This is a genomic window from Cedecea sp. AS113 (genome assembly GCF_037152415.1).
Classification (GTDB): domain Bacteria; phylum Pseudomonadota; class Gammaproteobacteria; order Enterobacterales; family Enterobacteriaceae; genus Cedecea.
The window spans coordinates 200,533-224,391 of sequence record NZ_JBBCMI010000008.1 but is presented as its reverse complement, the minus strand read 5'-3'; the positions used below and the strand labels follow the sequence as shown (position 1 = coordinate 224,391).

General features: G+C 54.6%; 22 protein-coding genes. 15 read left to right on the top strand and 7 right to left on the bottom strand.

Translation table 11 applies throughout. The annotated features are described in order from the left end of the window. Positions 1–59 precede the first annotated feature (59 nt). From mreC to tldD, 6 genes are all read left to right on the top strand, one after another. Positions 60–1,046: a rod shape-determining protein MreC gene (mreC, locus tag WFN87_RS12265; protein WP_008454901.1), complete on the top strand. Its 987-nt coding sequence runs from the start codon at positions 60–62 to the stop codon at positions 1,044–1,046. Continuing rightward, positions 1,046–1,534, top strand: a complete 489-nt coding sequence (mreD, locus tag WFN87_RS12260; protein ID WP_008454899.1) for a rod shape-determining protein MreD — start codon at positions 1,046–1,048, stop codon at positions 1,532–1,534. Before mreC ends, mreD begins: the two co-directional genes overlap by 1 nt. A gap of 9 nt (positions 1,535–1,543) precedes the next feature. Further along, on the top strand, positions 1,544–2,137 hold the full coding sequence (locus WFN87_RS12255) for a Maf family protein (RefSeq protein WP_336982892.1): 594 nt from the start codon (positions 1,544–1,546) through the stop codon (positions 2,135–2,137). After that, the gene (gene rng, locus WFN87_RS12250) at positions 2,127–3,596 is read left to right on the top strand and encodes a ribonuclease G (protein WP_008454897.1); all 1,470 of its coding nucleotides are present in this window, start codon (positions 2,127–2,129) and stop codon (positions 3,594–3,596) included. The genes WFN87_RS12255 and rng overlap by 11 nt, the downstream gene beginning before the upstream one ends. Positions 3,597–3,794: 198 nt before the next feature. Next, positions 3,795–7,607 carry an AsmA2 domain-containing protein YhdP gene (yhdP, locus tag WFN87_RS12245; protein WP_336982893.1) on the top strand — a complete coding sequence of 1,271 codons (3,813 nt, stop codon included), beginning with the start codon at positions 3,795–3,797 and terminating at the stop codon, positions 7,605–7,607. A gap of 86 nt (positions 7,608–7,693) precedes the next feature. Next, on the top strand, positions 7,694–9,139 hold the full coding sequence (gene tldD, locus WFN87_RS12240) for a metalloprotease TldD (protein WP_336982894.1): 1,446 nt from the start codon (positions 7,694–7,696) through the stop codon (positions 9,137–9,139). 17 nt (positions 9,140–9,156) lie between these two features. On the opposite strand, the gene aaeR is transcribed toward tldD, so the two are convergent. Beyond that, a complete protein-coding gene (gene aaeR, locus WFN87_RS12235; protein WP_034807694.1) occupies positions 9,157–10,104 on the bottom strand; it encodes an HTH-type transcriptional activator AaeR in 948 nt (315 codons plus the stop codon). Positions 10,105–10,281: 177 nt separating this feature from the next. On the opposite strand from aaeR, the gene aaeX reads away from it, so the two are divergent. The 5 genes from aaeX (at position 10,282) to WFN87_RS12210 (ending at position 15,258) form a co-directional block, all read left to right on the top strand. Further along, positions 10,282–10,485, top strand: coding sequence for a p-hydroxybenzoic acid efflux pump operon protein AaeX (gene aaeX, locus WFN87_RS12230; protein WP_008454892.1), 204 nt, complete (start codon positions 10,282–10,284; stop codon positions 10,483–10,485). Positions 10,486–10,492: 7 nt separating this feature from the next. Then, the gene (aaeA, locus tag WFN87_RS12225; RefSeq protein ID WP_008454891.1) at positions 10,493–11,425 is read left to right on the top strand and encodes a p-hydroxybenzoic acid efflux pump subunit AaeA; all 933 of its coding nucleotides are present in this window, start codon (positions 10,493–10,495) and stop codon (positions 11,423–11,425) included. Between the two features lie 10 nt (positions 11,426–11,435). Beyond that, on the top strand, positions 11,436–13,397 hold the full coding sequence (gene aaeB, locus WFN87_RS12220; protein ID WP_336818808.1) for a p-hydroxybenzoic acid efflux pump subunit AaeB: 1,962 nt from the start codon (positions 11,436–11,438) through the stop codon (positions 13,395–13,397). Between the two features lie 98 nt (positions 13,398–13,495). Beyond that, complete coding sequence (locus WFN87_RS12215; RefSeq protein WP_008454889.1) at positions 13,496–14,950, top strand: NAD-dependent succinate-semialdehyde dehydrogenase; 1,455 nt, start codon at positions 13,496–13,498, stop codon at positions 14,948–14,950. Positions 14,951–14,985: 35 nt separating this feature from the next. Next, a complete protein-coding gene (locus tag WFN87_RS12210) occupies positions 14,986–15,258 on the top strand; it encodes a barstar family protein (protein ID WP_008454888.1) in 273 nt (90 codons plus the stop codon). 71 nt (positions 15,259–15,329) lie between these two features. Here the strand turns inward: WFN87_RS12210 and yhcN (WFN87_RS12205) are convergent, their stop codons facing one another. From yhcN (WFN87_RS12205) to argR, 3 genes are all read right to left on the bottom strand, one after another. Beyond that, positions 15,330–15,596, bottom strand: coding sequence for a peroxide/acid stress response protein YhcN (gene yhcN, locus WFN87_RS12205; RefSeq protein WP_166868822.1), 267 nt, complete (start codon positions 15,594–15,596; stop codon positions 15,330–15,332). A gap of 124 nt (positions 15,597–15,720) precedes the next feature. Continuing rightward, positions 15,721–15,984 (bottom strand): peroxide/acid stress response protein YhcN, encoded by a 264-nt coding sequence (gene yhcN / locus WFN87_RS12200; protein WP_008454886.1) that lies wholly within the window; start codon positions 15,982–15,984, stop codon positions 15,721–15,723. A 369-nt stretch (positions 15,985–16,353) separates the two neighbouring features. Continuing rightward, complete coding sequence (gene argR / locus WFN87_RS12195; protein ID WP_008454885.1) at positions 16,354–16,824, bottom strand: transcriptional regulator ArgR; 471 nt, start codon at positions 16,822–16,824, stop codon at positions 16,354–16,356. 488 nt (positions 16,825–17,312) lie between these two features. On the opposite strand from argR, the gene mdh reads away from it, so the two are divergent. Then, positions 17,313–18,248 carry a malate dehydrogenase gene (gene mdh / locus WFN87_RS12190; RefSeq protein ID WP_008454883.1) on the top strand — a complete coding sequence of 312 codons (936 nt, stop codon included), beginning with the start codon at positions 17,313–17,315 and terminating at the stop codon, positions 18,246–18,248. A gap of 56 nt (positions 18,249–18,304) precedes the next feature. Here the strand turns inward: mdh and degS are convergent, their stop codons facing one another. The 3 genes from degS to zapG all read right to left on the bottom strand — a co-directional run bounded on the left by degS (position 18,305) and on the right by zapG (position 21,404). Continuing rightward, positions 18,305–19,372 carry an outer membrane-stress sensor serine endopeptidase DegS gene (gene degS, locus WFN87_RS12185; RefSeq protein WP_008454882.1) on the bottom strand — a complete coding sequence of 356 codons (1,068 nt, stop codon included), beginning with the start codon at positions 19,370–19,372 and terminating at the stop codon, positions 18,305–18,307. Positions 19,373–19,460: 88 nt separating this feature from the next. After that, the gene (gene degQ / locus WFN87_RS12180; RefSeq protein ID WP_166877728.1) at positions 19,461–20,831 is read right to left on the bottom strand and encodes a serine endoprotease DegQ; all 1,371 of its coding nucleotides are present in this window, start codon (positions 20,829–20,831) and stop codon (positions 19,461–19,463) included. A gap of 174 nt (positions 20,832–21,005) precedes the next feature. Beyond that, on the bottom strand, positions 21,006–21,404 hold the full coding sequence (zapG, locus tag WFN87_RS12175) for a Z-ring associated protein ZapG (protein ID WP_008454880.1): 399 nt from the start codon (positions 21,402–21,404) through the stop codon (positions 21,006–21,008). Positions 21,405–21,580: 176 nt separating this feature from the next. On the opposite strand from zapG, the gene zapE reads away from it, so the two are divergent. The 3 genes from zapE to rpsI all read left to right on the top strand — a co-directional run bounded on the left by zapE (position 21,581) and on the right by rpsI (position 23,769). Further along, entirely contained in the window at positions 21,581–22,705 is a 1,125-nt protein-coding gene (gene zapE, locus WFN87_RS12170; protein WP_336708952.1) for a cell division protein ZapE, read from the top strand. Between the two features lie 227 nt (positions 22,706–22,932). Beyond that, a complete protein-coding gene (gene rplM / locus WFN87_RS12165; protein ID WP_008454874.1) occupies positions 22,933–23,361 on the top strand; it encodes a 50S ribosomal protein L13 in 429 nt (142 codons plus the stop codon). A 15-nt stretch (positions 23,362–23,376) separates the two neighbouring features. After that, the gene (gene rpsI, locus WFN87_RS12160) at positions 23,377–23,769 is read left to right on the top strand and encodes a 30S ribosomal protein S9 (protein ID WP_000829818.1); all 393 of its coding nucleotides are present in this window, start codon (positions 23,377–23,379) and stop codon (positions 23,767–23,769) included. Positions 23,770–23,859: the final 90 nt, after the last annotated feature.

Sequence of the window (23,859 nt, the reverse complement as noted above, 5' to 3'; positions counted from 1 at the left end):
ACAGGCCAGGGGGAGCTTTGCGCTGCCCCTGCTTGCTGGTTTGGGAATACGCATAGCCTATGAAGCCAATTTTTAGCCGTGGCCCGTCGCTACAGATTCGCCTTATTTTGGCGGTGCTGGTGGCGCTTGGTGTCATTATCGCCGACAGTCGCCTCGGTATGTTCAGCCAGATTCGAACATACATGGATACAGCCGTCAGTCCTTTCTATTTTGTCTCTAATGGTCCCCGTGAATTACTCGACAGCGTGTCTCAAACGCTGGCCTCGCGCGACCAGCTTGAACTTGAAAATCGGGTTCTGCGTCAGGAGTTAATCCTGAAAAACAGTGAATTGCTGATGCTGGGTCAATACCGGCAGGAGAACGCGCGCCTGCGCGAGCTGCTCGGTTCCCCGCTGCGTCAGGATGAACAAAAAATGGTGACCCAGGTCATCTCCACCGTTAACGATCCGTACAGCGATCAGGTGGTGATCGACAAGGGCAGCGTGAACGGCGTGTACGAAGGTCAGCCGGTTATCAGTGATAAAGGCGTTGTCGGCCAGGTTGTCGCAGTCGCGAAGCTGACCAGCAGGGTGCTGCTGATTTGCGATGCCACTCACGCGCTGCCTATTCAGGTACTGCGTAACGATATCCGCGTGATTGCCGCCGGTAACGGCTGCACGGACGATCTGCAGCTGGAGCATCTGCCGGCCAATACCGATATTCGTGTCGGCGATGTGCTGGTGACTTCTGGTCTTGGCGGTCGTTTCCCTGAAGGCTACCCGGTTGGCGTTGTATCATCCGTTAAGCTGGATACCCAGCGCGCCTATACCGTGATTCAGGCTCGTCCTACCGCCGGTCTGCAGCGTCTGCGTTATCTGTTGCTGCTTTGGGGCGCGGATAAAAACGGCTCGTCGCCAATGCCGCCAGAGGAAGTCCACCGCGTGGCCAATGAGCGCCTGATGCAGATGATGCCTCAGGTTCTGCCGCCGCCGGGTTCAATGGGCCCTCCTGCGCCGGTCCCAGCGCCAGCAACCGGTATCACACAGCCTGCTACGGGAGCACAGTAGTGGGAAGTTATCGCAGCCAGGGCCGTTGGGTTATCTGGCTTTCATTTTTGATTGCCCTGCTACTGCAGGTCATGCCCTGGCCGGATGACCTCAAGTTTTACCGGCCGGATTGGGTATTGTTGATTCTGCTTTACTGGATTTTAGCCCTGCCGCACCGCGTTAACGTCGGGACAGGTTTTATTGTGGGCGCCATACTGGATTTGATTAGCGGCTCCACGCTCGGCGTGCGTGCTCTATCATTGAGTATTGTGGCTTACCTGGTGGCGCTGAAATACCAGCTTTTCCGTAACCTCGCCCTTTGGCAGCAGGCGCTGGTTGTCATGCTGCTCTCGCTGGTCACAGACATCATTGTTTTCTGGTCAGAATTTTTAGTGATCAACGTCTCTTTCAGACCGGAAGTGTTCTGGAGTAGTGTAGTTAACGGTATCCTGTGGCCCTGGATTTTCCTGTTAATGCGCAAAGTTCGCCAGCAATTCGCTGTGCAATAAAAGGTAAACATGACTACGTTGTATCTGGCATCCGGTTCGCCTCGCCGTCAGGAGCTTCTGACCCTGCTGGGCGTTTCTTTCGAGCGCCTCGTGCCTGGCATTGAAGAACAGCGGCAGCCGCACGAAAGCGCGGAACAGTATGTTCGCCGTCTGGCGCGCGAAAAAGCGCAGGCCGGGGTGGCGATGGCCGCCGAAGATTTGCCTGTACTGGGTGCGGATACAATCGTTATCTTCAACGGCGAAGTGCTGGAAAAACCACGGGATACAGAGCATGCCGCACAGATGCTACGTTTGCTCTCAGGCAATCAGCATCAGGTGATGACGGCAGTTGCTATCGCTGACGCCAGTCAGATGCTGGAAGCGTTGGTGGTGACCGATGTGACGTTCCGCCGCTTATCCGAACAGGATATTGCCGATTATATTGCCAGCGGTGAACCTATGGACAAAGCCGGAGCTTACGGCATTCAGGGGCTTGGTGGCTGTTTCGTTAAAAGGATTAATGGCAGTTATCATGCAGTGGTGGGATTACCGCTGGTGGAAACTGGTGAGTTGCTGAGCAATTTTCACGCGCTGCGTGACGGACGAGGAAAAGATGACGGCTGAACTATTAGTCAACGTTACCCCATCAGAGACGCGGGTGGCCTATATTGACGGTGGCATACTGCAAGAAATTCATATTGAGCGCGAAGCGCGCCGCGGAATAGTAGGGAATATCTACAAAGGTCGCGTTAGCCGGGTGTTGCCTGGAATGCAGGCGGCGTTTGTAGATATTGGCCTGGACAAGGCGGCATTCCTTCATGCTTCTGACATTATGCCGCACACCGAGTGCGTCGCCGGTGAGGAGCAAAAGAACTTTAGCGTGCGCGACATCGCCGAACTGGTTCGCCAGGGGCAGGATTTAATGGTGCAGGTGGTCAAAGATCCGCTGGGCACCAAAGGCGCTCGCCTGACCACCGACATCACGCTTCCTTCCCGTTACCTCGTTTTCATGCCCGGCGCTTCTCACGTGGGTGTTTCCCAACGTATCGAAAGCGAAGCCGAGCGCGACCGCCTGAAGCGTATCGTGAATGAGTATTGCGATGAGCAAGGTGGTTTCATTATTCGTACCGCTGCGGAAGGCGTGTGTGAAGAAGATTTAGCCTCTGATGCGGCTTACCTGAAGCGCGTATGGACCAAGGTCAGCGAGCGTAAAAAACGAAATCAAACCCGCTACCAGATGTACGGTGAACTGGCGCTGGCCCAGCGCGTATTGCGTGATTTTGCCGACGCGGCGTTGGACAGAATTCGCGTTGATTCCCGCCTGACTTACGAAATGCTGCTGGAATTTACCGCCGAGTACATGCCGGAGATGACCAGCAAAATCGAGCATTACAGCGGCCGCCAGCCGATTTTCGATCTCTACGACGTTGAGAATGAAATCCAGCGTGCGCTGGAGCGTAAGGTGGAACTGAAGTCTGGCGGCTATCTGGTGATTGACCAGACCGAAGCGATGACCACGGTGGATATTAATACCGGCGCGTTCGTGGGCCATCGCAATCTCGACGACACAATTTTTAATACAAATATCGAAGCGACTCAGGCCATCGCGCGCCAGCTCCGGCTGCGTAATCTGGGCGGCATTATCATCATCGACTTCATCGATATGAGTAATGAAGATCACCGCCGCCGCGTGCTGCATTCTCTCGAGCAGGCGCTGAGCAAAGATCGCGTGAAGACCAGCATTAACGGCTTCTCCCAGCTCGGCCTGGTCGAGATGACTCGCAAGCGCACGCGCGAAAGCGTAGAGCATGTGCTGTGCAACGAATGCCCGACCTGCCACGGTCGCGGCACCGTAAAGACGGTGGAAACGGTTTGCTACGAAATTATGCGTGAAATCGTTCGTGTGCATCATGCCTACGATTCCGACCGTTTCCTGGTCTATGCTTCTCCTGCGGTGGGCGAGGCGTTGAAAAGCGAAGAGTCTCACGCGCTGGCTGAAGTAGAAATCTTTGTGGGTAAACAGGTCAAAGTTCAGATTGAACCGCTCTACAATCAGGAGCAGTTCGACGTCGTGATGATGTAAATGCGCATTGCAGACGACTGACAAACCTCTGATGATAGAAGAAATACCAGACGTTTAGTCAAAAAAAACAGGAAAATCAATTCGTTGATTTTCGGCTGATAATCACAAAGAGGGAAAAACCACGCTTTTTCCCTCTTTGTCAGCAACCTCAAATGTGCGGATGTGCATTTTGCCCGTAAGGCTGACAAGGAGAGAAAGGTGAGGCGACTGCCCGGCATTCTGCTGCTCACAGGCGTAACGTTGGTTGTTATCGTCGCGCTACTGGTGAGTGGCCTGCGGCTCGTTTTGCCGCACCTGGATGCCTGGCGGCCCGCGCTGCTGGATAAAATTGAAGCCGCCACAGGTTTGCCGGTGGAAGTCAGTAAGTTACAGGCAAGCTGGGAGAATTTTGGCCCCACGCTTGATGTTCGCGACGTTAAGGCCGGCCTCAAAGACGGCGGCACGCTGAGTATCAAACGCGTTACGCTGGCGCTGGATGTCTGGCAAAGCCTGCTGCACGCTCGCTGGCAGTTTCGCGACCTGACCTTCTATCAGCTGCAAATGCGTACCAACACGCCGCTCAGCCAGAACGGTGGAGATGGTACGCTGGAAGCGGACAAAATCAGCGATCTTTTCCTTCGTCAGTTCGATCACTTCGATCTTCGCGACAGCTCCCTTAGCTTCCTGACGCTCTCCGGCCAGCGGGCCGAACTTTCTATTCCTCAACTGACCTGGCTTAACGGTAAAAACCGCCACCGCGCAGAAGGCCAAGTCAGCCTGTCCAGCTTTAACGGCCAGCACGGCGTGGCCAACGTTCGTATGGATCTGCGGGATGAAAACGGGATTCTGAACAACGGCAAGGTCTGGCTGCAGGCAGATGACGTCGACGTGAAGCCCTGGCTGGGCCGCTGGATGGAAGACAATGTCGACCTGAAAAGCGCCCGTTTTAGCCTCGAAGCCTGGATGGATGTGAAAGAAGGGGATATCAGCGGCGGCAGCATCTGGCTGAAAAAAGGCGGGGCAAGCTGGCCGGGTTCCGGCAGCGTGACGCACTCGCTTTCGGTCGATAATCTTACCGCTCAGGTCAGCCGGGAGAAATCCAGCTGGCAGATCTCCGTCCCTTCTACCAATATCACGCTGGATGACCAGGCGTGGCCGAAAGGCTCGCTCTCTGTGGCCTGGGTAGCCCCGCAGGATGTAGGCGGGAAACAAAGCCAGCGCAGCGATGAACTTCGCGTACGCGCCAGCAATATGGAACTGGACAGGTTTAATGGCCTGTTGCCGATTGCCGCCAAAATTTCGCCGCAGCTGGGGGATATCTGGACTTCGCTGCAGCCTCAGGGCCACATTGACGTGCTGGCGCTGGACATTCCGCTCCAGCAAACCGAGCTGACTCGTCTGCAGGCCCGGTGGAAAGATGTGAGCTGGAAGCAGTGGAAACTGTTGCCTGGCGCGGAGCACTTCTCAGGATCGGTGACCGGCAGCGTCGCAAACGGGCAGCTTAATGCCGAAATAACCGACGCAAAAATGCCTTATGAAACCGTCTTCCGCGCGCCGCTTGAGATTGAGAAAGGCGTAGCGACGCTTGCCTGGCAGAAAAACGCAGACGGCTTCCAGCTAGACGGCAAGAATATCGACGTTAAGGCTCGCTCCGTTTGGGCGCGTGGCGATTTCCGCTACTTCCAGCCCGCCAGCGGCGATCCGTGGCTGGGCATTTTGGCGGGCATTAGCACCGATAACGGTGCGGACGCCTGGCGCTACTTCCCGGAAAACCTGATGGGCAAAGAGCTGACGGATTATCTCAGCTCGGCGATTCAGGGTGGCCAGGCCGATAACGCCACGCTGGTGTACGGCGGCAACCCACATCTTTTCCCCTACGAGCACAATGAAGGCCAGTTTGAGGTGTACGTCCCGCTTCGTAACGCAAAATTTGCTTTCCAGCCGGACTGGCCTGCGCTGGAAAACCTCGATATCACGCTAGATTTCATCAATAACGGGCTGTGGATGAACAGCAAGTCGGTCAAGCTGGGCGGTGTAACGGCCACTAACTTGACGGCAAACATCCCCGATTATGCCAAAGAAAAGCTGCTGATAGATGCCGACATCAATGGCCCGGGCAATGCGGTAGGGCCTTATTTCAAAGATACGCCGCTGGAGGATTCCCTGGCTGCCGCGCTGGATGAACTCCAGATTGGCGGCGATGTGAATGCCCGCTTACATCTGGATATTCCTCTCACTGGTGAAATGACAACGGCCAAAGGCGATGTGCGGCTGAACAACAACACGCTGCTGATCAAACCGCTGAACAGTACGCTGCATAATCTGAGCGGCAAATTCAGCTTTACCAACGGTGACCTGCAGAGTGAAGCGATGAGCGCGAGCTGGTTTAATCAGCCGGTGAGCCTGAACTTCAACACCAAAACTGGCGATAAAGACTATCAGATTGGCGTCAACCTGAGCGGCGACTGGCAGCCCAATAAAACCGGTGTGTTGCCGAAGCAGGTCAACGACGCGCTCAGCGGAAACATCGCGTGGAAAGGCGACGTGGGTATTACGCTGCCTTATCACGGCAGCGCCAGTTACAAGGTCAATCTGGCGGGCGATCTGAAGAATGTGAGCAGTCACTTACCTGCGCCTGTAGATAAAAAATCCGGGGCAGCGCTGCCGCTGAATATCGCCGTTAAGGGCGATTTAAAGAGCTTCGATCTCACGGGCAATGCAGGCGCGCTCAATCACTTCTCCAGCCGCTGGCTGCTGAATAAGAAACTCACCCTCGACCGGGCTATTTGGGCGACGGACAGTAAAACTGTGCCGCCTCTGCCAGAGCAACCGGGCGTTGAGCTCGATCTCCCTGCAATGGACGGCGCTCAGTGGCTGGCGCTCTTCAGTGAAGGCGCGGCGGACAGCGTTGGGGGATCTGCCGTCTTCCCGTCCGCAGTGACACTGCGGACCCCGGCATTAACGCTGGCGGGCCAGCAATGGCATAACCTGAGCCTGGTTTCTCGCCCGGAGATGAACGGCACGCAGGTTGAGGCCCAGGGGCGTGAAATTAATGGCTCGCTGAACATGAAGAACAACGCACCCTGGCAGGCCAGCGTTAAGTATCTTTATTTCAACCCGAACTGGAGCGTTCTCCCGAGTGGTGCAAACGGAACGAAGACGCAGCAGGTCCCGGAAAGCGGCGATACGCTTAGCTTCCGTGGCTGGCCAAATGTGCAGTTGCGCTGCGCGGAGTGCTGGCTGTGGGGACAGAAATATGGCCGTATCGATGGGGATGTGACCATTAATGGCGACACGCTGCAGCTGGCCAATGGGCTGATTGATACCGGCTTTGCTCGCCTCACCGCCGACGGTGAATGGGTGAATAAGCCCGGCAGCGAACGTACTTCCCTGAAAGGCAAGCTGAAGGGCGAGAAGCTCGACGCGGCCGCGAACTTCTTTGGCGTGAAAACGCCGCTGCAGGGCTCTTCTTTCGACGTTGATTATGACCTGCACTGGCGGGCGGTACCCTGGAAGCCGGATGAAGCTTCGCTGAACGGTATTCTGCATACCAGGCTGGGGAAAGGGCAAATTACCGACGTCAGCACGGGCCATGCGGGCCAACTTCTGCGCCTGGTCAGCTTTGACGCGCTGCTTCGCAAACTCCGTTTCGATTTTAGCGATACCTTTGGCAGCGGATTCTACTACGACTCGATTCGCAGCACCGCCTGGATAAAAGATGGCGTATTGCATACTGACGACACGCTGGTTGACGGGCTTGAGGCGGATATCGCGATGAAAGGCTCGGTGGACTTAGTCCGTCGTGAGCTAAATATGGAAGCGGTTGTTGCCCCTGAAATCTCCGCGACGGTAGGCGTGGCTACCGCTTTTGCGGTTAACCCAATAGTCGGCGCCGCGGTGTTTGCCGCCAGTAAAGTGCTTGGCCCGCTGTGGAGCAAAATCTCGGTGCTGCGCTACAGCATTACCGGCCCGGTAGATAAACCGAAAATTGATGAAGTGCTGCGGCAGCCGCGCACCAGCGAAGCTCACTGATTTGACGTTAGCGGTTAATTGCCGCAAGCTCCATAAATAAACCATTCCTCGCCAAACGGGCGATAAGCAATAAGAGTAGCGAAACGATGAGTCTTAACCTGGTAAGTGAGCAGTTGCTGTCTGCGAATGGCTTAACCCATCAAGATCTGTTTTCCATTCTCGGGCAGCTGTCCGAGCGCCATCTCGACTACGGCGATCTCTATTTCCAGTCCAGCTATCATGAATCCTGGGTGCTGGAAGACCGCATTATTAAAGACGGTTCATGGAATATCGATCAGGGCGTTGGCGTTCGTGCGGTTAGCGGTGAGAAAACCGGGTTTGCCTATGCCGATCAAATTACTTTGCAAGCGCTGGAGCAAAGCGCTCATGCGGCTCGCAGCATCGTTCGTGAGCAGGGCGACGGACGCGCCCGTACGCTGGGTAACGTTCCGCATAGTGCGCTTTATACCAGCGCCGATCCGCTGCTAAGCATGACGCGTGAAGAGAAGCTCGACATCCTGAGACGCGTGGACAGCGTTGCGCGCGCCGCGGATGCCCGAGTGCAGGAAGTTAGCGCCAGCCTGACCGGCGTGTATGAATTGATCCTGGTTGCGGCCACGGACGGGACGCTGGCGGCTGATGTTCGCCCTCTGGTGCGCCTGTCGGTTAGCGTTCAGGTTGAGGAAGACGGCAAGCGCGAGCGCGGTGCAAGCGGCGGCGGCGGTCGTTTTGGCTATGAGTATTTCCTGGAAAGCGTGAACGGCGAAGTGCGGGCTGATGCCTGGGCGAAAGAAGCCGTGCGCATGGCGATGGTTAATTTGTCCGCCGTTGCTGCTCCGGCGGGAATGCTTCCCGTGGTACTGGGCGCAGGCTGGCCAGGCGTGCTGCTGCACGAAGCGGTCGGGCACGGTCTGGAAGGCGACTTTAACCGTCGCGGGACTTCGGTCTTCAGCGGCCAGATGGGCCAGCTGGTGGCCTCCGAACTCTGTACCGTGGTGGATGATGGCACGATGGCTAACCGCCGTGGTTCCGTCTCTATTGATGACGAAGGCGTGCCGGGTCAATACAACGTGCTGATCGAAAACGGCATTCTTAAAGGCTATATGCAGGACAAGCTCAATGCCCGCCTGATGGGCGTGGCGCCTACCGGGAACGGTCGCCGTGAGTCCTATGCCCACCTGCCGATGCCGCGCATGACCAACACCTACATGCTGGCCGGGAAATCCACGCCGCAGGAGATTATCGAGTCCGTGGATTACGGCATCTTCGCGCCAAACTTCGGCGGTGGTCAGGTAGACATCACCTCCGGCAAGTTTGTATTCTCCACCTCGGAAGCCTACCTGATTGAAAAAGGGAAGGTGACCAGGGCAGTGAAAGGTGCCACGCTGATTGGGTCCGGCATCGAAACCATGCAGCAAATTTCGATGGTTGGGAACGATCTGGCGCTGGATAACGGCGTCGGCGTCTGCGGTAAAGAAGGCCAAAGCCTGCCGGTTGGCGTTGGCCAGCCAACCCTGAAGGTTGATAACCTGACCGTTGGCGGCACTGCCTGAGTTAATATGAGGCCGGACTAGCTCCGGCCCGTTTGTTTTGCCTTCCCGTTCCTGCCCTGCACGCCCTGATAAAGCTCCGCTACCTTCACAAAATAGTTCGTCAGATAGTTAATACATACCTGCACCTTCAGCGGCAGTTTGTCTTTTTCGGTATACAGCGCGTACACAGGACGGGGATCGGACTGATAGCGTGGGAACAGGATCTCCAGCTGTCCGCTATTGATCTCGTCGATCACCCACATCAGCGGCGCATAGCCAATACCTGCCCCGGCTTTCAGCCACCGGCTGAGCGTCATCGGATCGTTGGTGACAAAGCGGCCCTGCGGCAACAGGCGGGTCGAGATCCCTTCGGGCGCAATCAGCTCAAATTCGTTATCCGGCCGGATGCTGTATTCCAGCCATGAATGGTTAGCCAAATCAGCCGGTTTTTCCGGCGTACCGTGAATGTGCAGATAGCTTTTGGCGGCACAAACCACCATTGGCATTGACCCCAGCCTGCGGGAAAACAGGCTAGAATCCTGCAAAGCGCCGACGCGAATGACCAAATCAAGACCATCGGCAATCAGGTCAGGTGCCGGTATGCCGGTGACCAGGTTGACGGTCAGGCCGGGATGTTCACGCAGCATTTCGGCGGTCATGTCGGCGAGAACATTCTGTGCCATAGTTGAAGAGCTACCGATGCGCAGCGTGCCGATAGGCGTGTTGTTAAAGGCGTAAAGCTGCTCGTGGACTTCCTGTGCTTCGTGCAGCATTTTGCGGCAGCCTTGATAATAAATTTTGCCGGCTTCGGTCAGGCCAATGCTGCGGGTGCTGCGGTTAAGCAGCTTAACCTGTAGCTCATCTTCCAGCTTGGACACGATCTGGCTGATGGAAGAGACGCTCATTTGTAGCTGCCTTGCGGCAGCGGTGTAGGAGCCAAGTTCAACGACTTTGGCAAACACCGACATACGTTTCAGTCGTTCCATTGTTCACTCTGAGTGAAAAGTGATTTAGATCACACATTATAGATAACAGGGTAACAGTTACGTTAATATATTATTATTAACATAGCTCATACCGCACGCTCGCCCGCCTTTTCTGGCCTCTCCGTCGCGGTTTGTCGTCGAGTTATGTATCGCCTGCATTATCTTATCAAGGTCAAAATGAGTCTATTTCCGGTTATCGTAATATTCGGTCTTTCCTTTCCGCCGATATTCTTCGAATTAATTCTGTCGCTCGCCGCGTTCTGGCTGGCGCGTCGGCTGCTGACCCCAACCGGCATTTATGATTTTGTCTGGCACCCTGCATTATTCAATACAGCGCTCTATTGCTGCCTTTTTTATCTGATTTCGCGTTTGTTCGTTTGAGGTTGATGTGAAAATACTAACAAGAAACATAACCCGTACCGCTATCACGCTTTTGCTGGTGCTGCTGGCCTTCATCGCTATCTTCCGTGCGTGGGTGTTTTACACCGAATCCCCGTGGACACGAGACGCGCGTTTCACCGCTGACGTTGTTGCCATTGCGCCGGACGTGTCCGGGCTTATCACCAGCGTGAACGTTCAGGACAACCAACTGGTGAAAAAAGACCAGGTGCTGTTCACCATCGACCAGCCGCGCTACCAGAAAGCGCTCGAGCAGGCCGAAGCAGACGTGGCTTATTACCAGGCGCTGTCCTCTGAAAAACGTCGTGAAGCCGGACGGCGTAACTCCCTTGGCATTCAGGCCATGTCGCGCGAAGAGATTGATCAGTCCAACAACTCGCTGCAAACCGTTCTTCATCAACTAGATAAAGCCCAGGCGACGCGCGATCTGGCCAAACTAGACCTGCAGCGCACGGTCATTCGTGCCCCAGCGGACGGCTGGGTAACCAACCTTAACGTGCACACCGGGGAATTTATTAACCGCGGCGCGGCGTCCGTCGCGCTGGTGAAACAGAATTCGTTCTACATTCTGGCTTACATGGAAGAAACCAAACTGGAAGGAATTCGTCCGGGCTATCGCGTACAGATCACGCCGCTTGGCAGTAACCGCGTGCTGCGCGGCAGCGTCGACAGCATCTCTGCCGGGGTGACAAACGCCAGCAGTACCAGCGATTCAAAAGGCATGGCAACGGTCGACTCCAACCTTGAGTGGGTGCGCCTTGCTCAGCGTGTGCCGGTCAGAATCCGCCTTGATGAACAGATGGGGAATCTGTATCCCGCCGGGACAACGGCCACCGTCGTTGTGACGGGAGAAAAAGACCGCAAAGCGGAGAATGACTCAGCCTTTATTAAGCTGATGCATCGTCTGCGCGAGTTCGGTTAAGCAGGCCGCTATGTATAACATTTCCAGGCTGCACGTCCGCTTTGCGATAAAGCTCGCTTTCGCCATTGTTCTGGCGGTGTTTGTCGGTTTTCACTTTGAGCTGGAAACGCCGCGCTGGGCGGTGCTGACCGCCGCGATTGTGGCCGCCGGGCCAGCCTTTGCCGCTGGAGGAGAGCCTTATTCCGGGGCCATACGCTACCGCGGGATGCTGCGTATTATCGGGACATTTATTGGCTGTGCGGCCGCGCTGGTCATCATTATCACGCTGATCCGTGCCCCGGTTGTCATGCTGCTGGTGTGCTGTATCTGGGCCGGATTCTGTACCTGGATCTCCTCGCTTGTTCGCGTCGAAAACTCCTACGCCTGGGGCCTCGCGGGCTACACTGCGCTGATTATTGTGGTCACTATTCAGGTTGCTCCGCTGACTACGCCGCAGTTTGCCGTTGAACGCTGTAGCGAAATCGTTATCGGGATTGTGTGTGCCATCGTCGCCGACCTGCTGTTTTCTCCGCGTTCCATCAAGCAGGAGATTGACCGGGAACTGGATAACCTGCTGGTGGACCAATACCGCCTGATGCAGCTTTGTATTGCCCACGGCGACAAAGAAGAGGTGGATAAAGCCTGGAGCGGGCTGGTGCGTAAAGTCACCGCGCTGAACGGCATGCGTGCCAACCTGAATATGGAATCCGCCCGCTGGGCGAAGGCCAACCGACGCCTGAAAGCGATCAACACCCTTTCGCTGACGCTGATCACCCAGGCCTGTGAAACTTTCCTGATTCAAAACACCCGGCCCGAATACGTCACGCCAGAATTCCGCCAGCTTTTTGCCGTCGAAGTGGAAACCGCCGACGACGTTTATAAGCGGATGAAAGTGCTGCGCCGAGCGATATCTGCGATGGGCGAAAAGGCCACACCGATAACCATCGGATCCTGGGTTTCCGCCTCGACCCGCTATCTGTTGCTGAAGCGCGGGTTTATCAGTAATAGCCGCGTGAGCGCGATTGAAGAAGAAGTGCTGAACGGTGAAGCGGTGGTGAAGGTGGAATCCGCCGAGGGCCACCACGCGATGATTAACTTCTGGCGCACGACGATTTCCTGCGTGCTTGGAAGCCTGTTCTGGCTCTGGACCGGCTGGACATCCGGCAGCGGCGCGATGGTGATGATTGCGGTGGTGACGGCGCTGGCAATGCGCCTGCCTAACCCGCGCATGGTTTCGCTCGACTTCCTGTATGGCATGCTGGTGGCGCTGCCGCTCGGCGCGTTCTACTTCCTTGTGGTGCTGCCGTCCACGCAGCAGAGTATGCTGCTGCTGTGTATCAGCCTTGCCCTGCTGGGCTTCTTTATGGGCATTGAGGTGCAGAAGCGGCGGCTGGGCTCTATGGGGGCGCTGGCCGGGACGATAAATATTATCGTGCTGGATAACCCGATGACTTTCCATTTCAGCAGCTTCCTCGACAGCGCACTGGGGCAGATCGTCGGTTGTTTCCTGGCCATGATGGTGATCCTGCTGATCCGAGATAATTCGAAAGAGCGCACGGGCCGCACGCTGCTGAACCAGTTTGTCTCCGCTGCGGTATCGGCGCTGACGACCAATAATGCCCGGCGGAAAGAGAACCACCTTCCGGCGCTGTATCAGCAGCTGTTTTTACTGTTGAACATGTTCCCTGGCGACATAGATCGTTATCGCCTTGCGCTGACGCTAATCATCGCGCATCAACGCCTGCGCGATGCGCCTATCCCGGTCAATGACGATCTCTCTGCCTTCCACCGGCAGTTGCGTAAAACGGCGGATAAGGTGATTTCTGCCAGCAGTGATGATAAGCGAGAGCGCTATTACGAAAGCCTTTTAGGCGAGCTGGAAATCTATCAAGAGAAACTTCGCCTGTGGGAAGCGCCGCGGCAGGTCACCGAGCCGGTGAAGCGGCTGGCGGACATTTTACATCGCTACCGGCATACGCTGATTAACGCCTGAGCCCAACCTTAGCCTGAAGAGCCGACGCCTGCGTCGGCTTTTTTCTATCTATACTTAACTGCGGTCCATGGGATGAACACTTATGAACAGGAGCTATTATGACGAATCAGACACTCCCGCAAAGTGAGCTCTTTAAAACCGGCTATCTGGTCGCAGGCAAGTGGCATTCGCTCGAAGACACTTTTGATGTGCTGAATCCTGCTACGGGAGAAATAGTGGCCAGAGTGGCAAGAGCCGGCAAACGAGAAACCGAAGCCGCGATTGAGGCCGCCAGCAAAGCTTTCCCCGCCTGGCGGGCGAAAACCGCCAAACAGCGATCTGAAATTCTCTACCGTTGGTTTGAACTGATGCTGGCGAACAAAAGCTGGCTCGCCCGGTTAATGACCCTTGAGCAGGGGAAGCCGCTCAAAGAGGCTGAGGGTGAAGTGGATTACGCCGCCAGCTTCATTCAGTGGTTTGCTGAACAGGGCAAACGCGCCAACGGCGAGATTATTCCTCCGGTTAAGCCCGGTTCTCGCATTCTGGCCACGCGTGAACCCGTCGGCGTAGTCGCGGCAATCACGCCGTGGAATTTCCCCATGGCGATGCTGACCCGCAAGCTCGGGCCTGCTCTGGCCGCTGGCTGTACCGGAGTGATAAAGCCCGCGAATAACACGCCTCTTTCCGCTTTTGCTTTGCTGGAACTGGCGAAGCAGGCCGGCGTGCCGGACGGCGTATTGAATGCCGTGGCCGGGAAAACCCAGGAAATTAGCGATGCCATTATGGCCAGCCATCAGGTGCGCAAAATCTCCTTCACGGGTTCAACGGCGGTGGGCAAAACGCTGATGCGTAATGCCGCAGAAACGATGAAAAAAGTGTCGATGGAGCTGGGGGGCAATGCGCCTTATATCGTGTTTGATGACGCGGATATTGACGCGGCGGTAAAAGGTGCCATTGCTAACAAATTCCGTAATGCTGGCCAGGTTTGCGTCAGCGTTAACCGTTTCTTCATCCAGCAAAATGTGTACGACAGTTTTGTGAATAAGCTTGCTGCAGAGGTTGGGAAGCTGAAAGTAGGCAACGGCCTGGAAGAGGGCGTGATTGTCGGGCCGCTGATTGAGCAATCTGCGGTGGAAAAAGTACGAGAGCATGTTGATGACGCGCTGGCGAAAGGTGGGAAAGCGCTTGTCGGCGGCAAGCCCCATGCGCTGGGCGGCAATTTCTGGCAGCCCACCGTTATCATCAACGCTAACGATGATATGAAACTGGCCAGGGAAGAGACGTTTGGCCCCCTTGCGGCCTGCTTCCGCTTTGAAACGGAAGAAGAGGTCATCGAAAGAGCCAACAATACGCCATTTGGGCTGGCGGCCTATTTCTATACCCAGAATTTACAGCGCGTTTTCCGCGTCTCTCAGGCTCTGGAAAGTGGCATGGTTGGGATCAATGAATGTGCTGTTTCTACGGAACTGGGGCCCTTCGGCGGCGTGAAAGAGTCGGGGTTAGGGCGTGAAGGCTCCGTGCTGGGGCTGGACGAGTTCCTTGAAGTGAAAACGCTACATATCGGCGGGCTTTAGCTCAGCGCTTGCTTAAAAGAGTCGGGGCGGCAGCGATGAAAAAATTTACTTTTGATTTTAACCACATCGAGGACAACCTGGCTTTCTATCGCCAGTTTGCGGAGCAACTCGCGCTACGCAAAGAGCAGGTTCACGACCTGGATAGCCTGTGGGACGTGGTCACGGCGTCAATGTTACCGCTGCCCGTGGAGATCGAATTTGCGCATTTGCCGGAGAGCAAGCGGCGCAGGTTCGGGGCGCTCATTCTGCTTTTTGACGAGGCAGAAGAAGAACTGGAAGGCCAGCTCCGCTTTAACATTCACGGCTAGCGTTTGATCAGCGGCCATAAAAAAGCCCCCGGCGAGCGGGGGCAAAGTCGTAGGACAAGTACGACGAGGGTTTATTTGTACAGCTCTGCAGTTGCGTGCCAGTTATCGCCGCTACGGGCTTCAATCACGCGGTAAGCAGAGGCACCTTGTTCTGTGGCTTTCTGGGACAATTCCTGACGCATATCCATTGGTGCGCTGCCGACCTGGCTTACAGAAATGGAACCCATGGATTGCAGGCCTTGAGCTTGTTCGCTGTTGATCTGGTGTGCGGCAGCGTTAGCGCCTAAAGAGATAACGGACAGCAGGCTCAGTGCGGCGATAGTTAATTTGGTTTTCATAGTCTTTACTCCTGAAGGTTTAACGTGGCGGCCGGAAAGGCTTAATCGCGATTTTTCTACTTGGGGCCGCCGAGGCTTAACGTTTCTACTCAACTCTATTCAACTGGCTTAGGGCTAAGAACGCTTATTTGTACAGTTCTGCCGTTGCGTGCCAGTGTCCACCGGTGCGTGCTTCGATCACGCGATAAGCGGAAGCGCCGTTTTGCTCTGCTTTCTGGTTCAGCATCTCGTGCATATCCATCGGAGAACTGCCGATGTCATCAACGGAAACGGTACCCAGTGACTGGCGATTCTGCGCTTGCTGAGCGTCGATAGAGTCAGCGGCGAAAACGCCGAATGACAGAGCGGAGAGCAGGCTGGCGGTAACTAAAGTGGCTTTCATGTTCATGGTTTTTTCCTCGTCGTATTCTTTTGGTTGGGTCATCGTTCTGTGACCCTCATCACGAAATCAAGTATACACTAGTTACGGGAAAAATTAATACCCTGCTAATTGTTGCCTATGCAACTTTAAATTAACGAAATGATTTTTTATTCCTGATAGTTATTAAAAAGACGTTTTTATCACGGCTTTTTTGTTAAATATAAGTAAAATCATAGATATGGGTGAATTTGACTATTTGTGCGGTAACACGCATAACAATGCCCTGTGGAATGGTATTGAAGCAATTCCATACGCTGGATTGAGGTTTATTTACGGAAGATTACCGACTGAGAGGCCCGCCGCGTCATGACGGCGGGCTGAGAAGAGGGGGAGTGATTACAGCTCTTGTTCGAACAGCACCAGGATGGCTTCGTACAGCTCTTTCACCGTGAAGTTATTGGCTGGCGTGGTGAAAATAGTGTCGTCCCCGGCAATGGTGCCCAGAATACCCTCCGCTTTTCCCAGTGAGTCCAGCAGGCGAGCAATGAGCTGTGCGGCGCCAGGGCTGGTATGGATCACTACGACGGCGTCGTTATAGTCGATATCCAGAACCAGGTTTTTTAGCGGGCTGGAGGTCGTCGGGACGCCCAGCTCGGCAGGCAGGCAGTAGACCATTTCCATTTTTGCATTACGCGTTCTTACCGCTCCGAATTTAGTCAGCATGCGGGACACTTTGGATTGGTTGATGTTTTCGAAGCCGTCGTTTTGTAACGCCTGAACTATCTCGCCCTGTGAGCTGAATTTCTCTTCTTTAAGTAATGCTTTGAAAGCCTTTACTAATTCTTCTTGTTTTGAGGAGTTACGCATAAATAACCTATCCTGGGTAAAAGAGATAACATTATTATGCATTTAAATGAATTTTTATGCAAATTGTTCATCTTCCTTCAGGTGCCTGATTTTACGGCGGCCTGAATAGCGTGGGAGAATCATCCGGCGGAGATCAGCCTGAAATAATGTTATGAAAGCGGGCGATTTTATCAAATTTCGTTATCGGCGAACATGTCTGTGTCACGACTCGCAAATAAGCTTCAAAGTAAATTAAATGTTATCAAAATGATGTTGTTTTGGTGTGCGCGGAGGGGTAATGTAACCGCCGTTGATGTAACCACATCAGGTCGTGACCGGGCGCTATGGCGTCGTTCCTCCCGGCGAGTAAATGCAGCAGCAACGCGGTCGGTGATTGCTTTATATCGCAATCTGGCGGCGGGAAGATTGTAATTATCTCCTCTCTGGATTATGGTCGCCACCGCATGGAGTTACGGCACGATTTTGCTAACCATAATAAGGAGTTTAGGATGAAAGTTGCAGTCCTCGGCGCAGCTGGCGGTATCGGCCAGGCGCTTGCCCTTCTACTTAAGACCCAACTGCCTTCAGGCTCAGAACTCTCTCTGTATGACATTGCGCCAGTAACCCCAGGGGTTGCGGTGGATCTGAGTCATATCCCGACTGACGTGAAAATCAAAGGTTTCTCCGGCGAAGATGCTACCCCTGCGCTGGTGGGTGCAGATGTGGTGCTGATCTCCGCAGGTGTTGCACGTAAACCCGGTATGGATCGTTCCGACCTGTTCAACGTGAACGCGGGTATTGTGAAAAACCTGATCGAGCAAGTGGCGAAAACCGCCCCTAAAGCTTGCATCGGTATTATTACCAACCCGGTAAACACCACCGTGGCGATTGCCGCAGAAGTGCTGAAAAAAGCGGGCGTTTACGATAAGAACAAACTGTTCGGCGTCACTACGCTGGATATCATCCGCTCCAACACCTTTGTTGCCGAGCTGAAAGGCAAGCAGCCAACGGATATCGAAGTCCCGGTGATTGGCGGCCACTCTGGCGTAACCATTCTGCCGCTGCTGTCCCAGATCCCTGGCGTGAGCTTCACCGAGCAGGAAGTCGCTGACCTGACCAAACGTATCCAGAACGCGGGTACTGAAGTGGTTGAAGCGAAAGCCGGTGGCGGGTCCGCAACGCTGTCTATGGGCCAGGCTGCGGCTCGTTTCGGCCTGTCTCTGGTTCGCGCTTTGAAAGGCGAAAGCAACGTTGTGGAATGCGCTTACGTTGAAGGCGACGGCGAGCACGCACGTTTCTTCTCCCAGCCGCTGCTGCTGGGTAAAAATGGTATCGTTGAGCGTAAAGCTATCGGCACCCTCAGCGCATTTGAGAAAAACGCGATGGAAGGCATGCTGGATACCCTGAAGAAAGATATCCAACTGGGCGAAGAATTCGTTAAGTAATCGACCCTGGATAAAAAAAACCGGAACTCAGGTTCCGGTTTTTTTATGTCTGCCGTTTAGCTTCCGGCGGGATATTCCTGCACGGTGACCTGCAGCGTGAGTTTCTTGTCTTCACGCATGACTTCGACCGGAATCACCGAGCCTGGGCGAATTTCCGCCACCTGGTCCATGGTTTCCAGCGCCGAGATAGCCGGTTTGTGGTTAACCGAGATAATCACGTCGTTAACCTGAATACCAGCCTGAGCTGCCGGGCCGTCCGGGGATACAGCATTAACGATAATCCCTTGCAGCTGATCGATGCCGGTAGAAGGGCCGTGCAGCGGGGTGATTTCTCTGCCGCCAATGCCGATGTAGCCTCGAATAACCCGGCCATCGCGGATGAGCTTATCCATTATTTTGGTCGCCAGTTGGGTTGGTATCGCAAAACCAATCCCTTCCGGCGTTTCGCCGTCATTGCTCTTGTCAAACGACAGGGTGTTGATGCCCATCAGTTCCCCGAGCGAATTCACCAGCGCCCCGCCGGAGTTACCGCGGTTAATTGAGGCGTCAGTTTGCAGGAACGACTGTCGGCCCGAAGGGCTCAGGCCGATGCGGCCGGTCGCGCTGATAATGCCCTGCGTGACCGTCTGCCCCAGGTTGTAAGGGTTACCGATGGCCATGACCACATCGCCAATATGGGGCTGGCGCTTGCCGTTAATAGGAATGATCGGCAGGTTGGTGGCGTTGATTTTCAGCACAGCCAGGTCGGTCAGGCTATCGGACCCAATAAGCAGGGCTTCAAACACTCGCCCGTCCTGGAGCGCAACGATGATCTGCTCGGCATCGTTGATCACGTGTTTATTGGTAATGATGTAGCCGCGTCCGTCCATGATAACGCCGGAGCCGAGCGTCTTGATTTGAAGCTGGTTTTGGCCGTTATTGCCGACGCTGCGATTGTATACGTTCACTACCGCCGGGGCAGCGCGGCGCACGGCCGGATTAAAGCTCATCGGCGTTTCGTCGGTGCTGTCATATTGTGCCGGCGCAAGTGGGCCAACGGCTTTTCGTAACGACGGCATCGCGAGCAGCAGCAGCCCCGCAACAATCAGCCCAATGATCACCGAACGTAAGATCTTTAGAAACATGAGTTTGAGTTAATAAGTGAGAGATCGACCGCAGAATAGCATGAGTTGGACGGACATCGTACAGACGATGTCCGTTTCTCTGCTTCCGTTAACGCAACAGCAAATAGAGGCTCTGTTCGCCGCGAACAACATGCAGCGCAATGACCGCAGGCTTGGTTTCCAGCACTTTGCGCATTTCGGCGATAGTATGAATTCGCTCACGGTTAATGCCGACGATGATATCGTCTTTGTGCAGACCAACCTGAGCCGCAGGCGTGCCTTTATCCACGTTATCCAGACGAATGCCCTTGCCGCCGTCCTTCAGTTGCCCATCGCTTAGCGTGGCACCCTGCAGCGCCGGCAGGATCATTTCTGCGCTTGCGGAAGAGGCGGTGCTCTTGTCCAGCGTCACGCTCACTTCCAGTGGTTTGCCGTCGCGCAGCAAGCCCAGTTTCACCACGGTGCCGGGCTCGGTTGTGGCAATTTTCGCTCGTAATTCGGCGAAACTGCTCAGCGGGTTACCGTTCAGGCTGGTGATGATATCCCCGGCTTTAACGCCCGCTTTTGCCGACCCTGACTGAGGCAGAACTTCACTGACAAAGGCACCGCGCTGGGTGGAAAGGTTAAACGCTTTGGCGATGTCGGCGTTCATCTCCATGCCTTTGATTCCCAGCAGGCCACGTTTGATTTCACCAAATTCCATCAGCTGTTTGGCGAGGGTTTGGGCCATATTGCTCGGGATAGCAAAACCAATCCCTACGCTGCCGCCTGCGGGAGCAAGAATCGCAGTGTTGATGCCAATCAGTTCGCCGTTCAGGTTGAGCAGCGCGCCGCCGGAGTTACCCCGGTTGATTGAAGCATCTGTTTGAATAAAGTTTTCCAGACCTTCAAGGTTCAGGCCGCTGCGGCCCAGTGCGGAAACGATGCCGGAAGTCGCTGTTTGACCGAGGCCAAATGGGTTACCCACCGCAACCGCAAAATCACCCACTTTGAGCTTGTCAGAGTCGGCCACTTTGATTTCGGTAAGCCCGGTCGCGTTTTGCAACTGAAGTAGCGCGATGTCGCTCTGATCGTCCCCGCCAATCAGTTTGGCATCAAATTCACGCCCGTCATTCAGCTGCACGCTGATTTTCTGTGCCTGATTAATCACATGATTGTTGGTCAGGACATAGCCTTTTGCGGCGTTGATGATGACGCCGGAACCCAAGCCTTCAAACTGCTGAGGTGTGTCGGAGGGGGCTTCATCGCCGTAGAATTTTTTGAACTCTTCCGGCACTTTCTGGCTGGACGCTGAGGCGGTGCCTTCAACCTGTACGCTGACGACCGCCGGTAAGACTTTTTCCAGCATCGGAGCAAGGCTTGGCAAAGCCGGCTGGCCTGGAACCTGGGAAGGCAGTGACGCGCTTGCCAGAGGGGATACGCCGAGCGTCAGAGCGACGCTTAACGCTAATGCATTCAACAGCCGTGTTTGTTTCTTCATTGGATGCTGGCTCTCGTCACCTGGAAAAAGGAATGCCCACTCACGCAATTGATGTTATTGAAAGATCAATCGACTCACAATGGCGTAATAAGAAAGCACAAGATAATTAAATGATAGCTGGGTCAGGAAAGGATGGGGCACCTGAACTGTGCCCCGGAAAAGCTAAAACAGGGATTAATCGCGTTTTGCACCGGCGCGAAGCAGGCCGGAAGCACCGTCTGAATAATCGCGCGGCATCTGAACCGGCGCCTGATCGTTCCCGGCTTCAGACTCGGCAAGACGGTTACGGAACGGATTGGCTTCCGCTGTCATCTCCGGCAGCAGGCTGCTGGAGCTTTTTGCCATGTGCTGATACAGCTGGCGATAATCGTGCGCCATGTTATCCAGCAGCTCGGCGCTGCGGGCAAAATGGCTGACTAACTCTTCGCGGTACTCTTCAAGCTCCGCTTTGTTTTTTTCCAGCTCATACTGCAGAGCTTGCTGTTGGCGCAGCTTACGATTGCCGAAACGCATGGCTACGGCGCCGATAATAAGGCCCACTACTAACCCAATAAGCGCATATTCCCAAGTCATGAACTTCTCCCGTTATCTTGTGATTCCGTAGGGTAATGTAGCCACTATAACCGTTAACCTAAGAGAAGTGGAATCCTGACGCTGCATCGCTTAGGGTAGAACGGCCTTTTTTTGGACAACCGGTTCGAAAAAGGCAGTGAACGGCTATCCGATTATAAAGGGAAGATAATAATACCATGCAAAATCTCTCTCCTGCATCGCGCTACCAGCAGGCCCTGGCAGAAGGCAGTTTTCAACCTGATGATGTGCAGCGCGAAGCTATTATGCGCCTGGACGCTATCTGGCAAGCATTGTCCGTTGCACCTACGCCCGCGCCTGCCGGTGGGTTGCTGACTAAGTTCGGCAAGCTGTTCGGTAAAAAAGAGGTTCAGGCCGGGCAGGAGCCCGCCCGGGGTTTGTATATGTGGGGAGGCGTGGGGCGAGGTAAAACCTGGCTGATGGATATGTTTTTTCAAAGTTTGCCGGGAGAGCGCAAACTCAGGCTCCACTTTCACCGCTTTATGCTTCGGGTTCACGAAGAGCTGGCGCAGCAGCAGGGCCACACGGATCCGCTGGAAATTATTGCTGACGGCTTTAAGGCCGAAACGGATGTGCTGTGCTTCGACGAATTTTTTGTCTCTGATATCACCGATGCCATGCTGCTGGGTACATTAATGAAAGCGCTTTTTGCGCGAGGCATCACGCTGGTGGCCACGTCGAACATCCCGCCGGATGATTTGTACCGCAATGGGCTGCAGCGCGCGCGGTTCTTACCCGCCATCGAAGCAATCAAACGCTATTGCGACGTGATGAACGTGGATGCCGGGATTGATTACCGCCTGAGAACGCTGACTCAGGCGCACCTTTGGCTGTCACCGCTGAATGCAGACTCCGCACTGCAAATGGAAAAGCTTTATGTCGCTCTGGCCGGGGCAAAGCGCGAAGGGGCGCCGGTACTGGAAATCAACCATCGGCCAATGGTGACCATGGGGGCCGCAAACCAGACGCTGGCTATCGATTTCAACACGCTATGCGTGGACGCGCGCAGCCAACATGATTACATCGCGCTTTCGCGCCAGTTCCACACCGTCCTGCTGTTTAATGTAACGGTGATGACAACGTTGATGGAGAGTGAGGCACGCCGTTTTATCGCTATGGTGGACGAATTCTATGAGCGCCACGTCAAGCTGGTGGTGTCTGCTGAGACCGAGCTATTCAATATTTATCAAGGGGAAAGGCTTAAGTTTGAGTTCCAGCGTTGTCTTTCCAGGCTGCAGGAAATGCAAAGTGAAGAGTATTTACGCCGGCCTCATCTGCCGTGACGATGAATATGTGATATCAACGACAAATTGTGGTCGATCTTTGAGGTCGACTTCTCTATAATCTTGCGACCCCACGTTACAACCAAAGTTTTTTTCCCAAAACTTTTGTCGTGCCGGCATAGGCTATTCGAAGGGGTAGGTTTGCTGGACAATGTCGCGTGAACCTCGACTGATTTTAAACGTTTGGGTGTTCACCAACGTGTAACTATATATTGGGTAAGCTTTTAATGAAAACTTTTACAGCTAAACCAGAAACTGTACAGCGCGACTGGTATGTCGTTGATGCTGAAGGTAAGACCTTAGGTCGTCTGGCTACTGAACTGGCTCGCCGTCTGCGCGGTAAGCACAAAGCGGAATACACTCCGCACGTTGATACTGGTGATTACATCATCGTTCTGAACGCTGACAAAGTTGCTGTAACCGGCAACAAGCGTACTGACAAAGTGTACTACCACCACACCGGCCACATCGGTGGTATCAAACAAGCGACCTTTGAAGAGATGATTGCCCGCCGTCCTGAGCGTGTGATTGAAATCGCGGTTAAAGGCATGCTGCCAAAGGGCCCGCTGGGTCGTGCAATGTTCCGTAAACTGAAAGTTTACGCGGGCACCGAGCACAACCACGCGGCACAGCAACCGCAAGTTCTGGACATTTAATCGGGATTATAGGCAATGGCTGAAAATCAATACTACGGCACTGGTCGCCGCAAAAGTTCCGCAGCTCGCGTGTTTATCAAACCGGGCAACGGCAAAATCGTTATCAACCAACGTTCTCTGGAACAGTACTTCGGTCGTGAAACTGCCCGCATGGTAGTTCGTCAGCCGCTGGAACTGGTCGACATGGTTGAGAAACTGGATCTGTACATCACCGTTAAAGGTGGTGGTATCTCTGGTCAGGCTGGTGCGATCCGTCACGGTATCACCCGCGCTCTGATGGAGTACGATGAGTCCCTGCGTTCCGAGCTGCGTAAAGCTGGCTTCGTTACCCGTGATGCTCGTCAGGTTGAACGTAAGAAAGTCGGTCTGCGTAAAGCACGTCGTCGTCCTCAGTTCTCCAAACGTTAATTGCTCTCTGCCTGTTCAGGCAGCAAGACAGTTGGCAAAAAGCCCGGTCCTGGTACCGGGTTTTTTTATGCCTGTAATTTATATTATTGC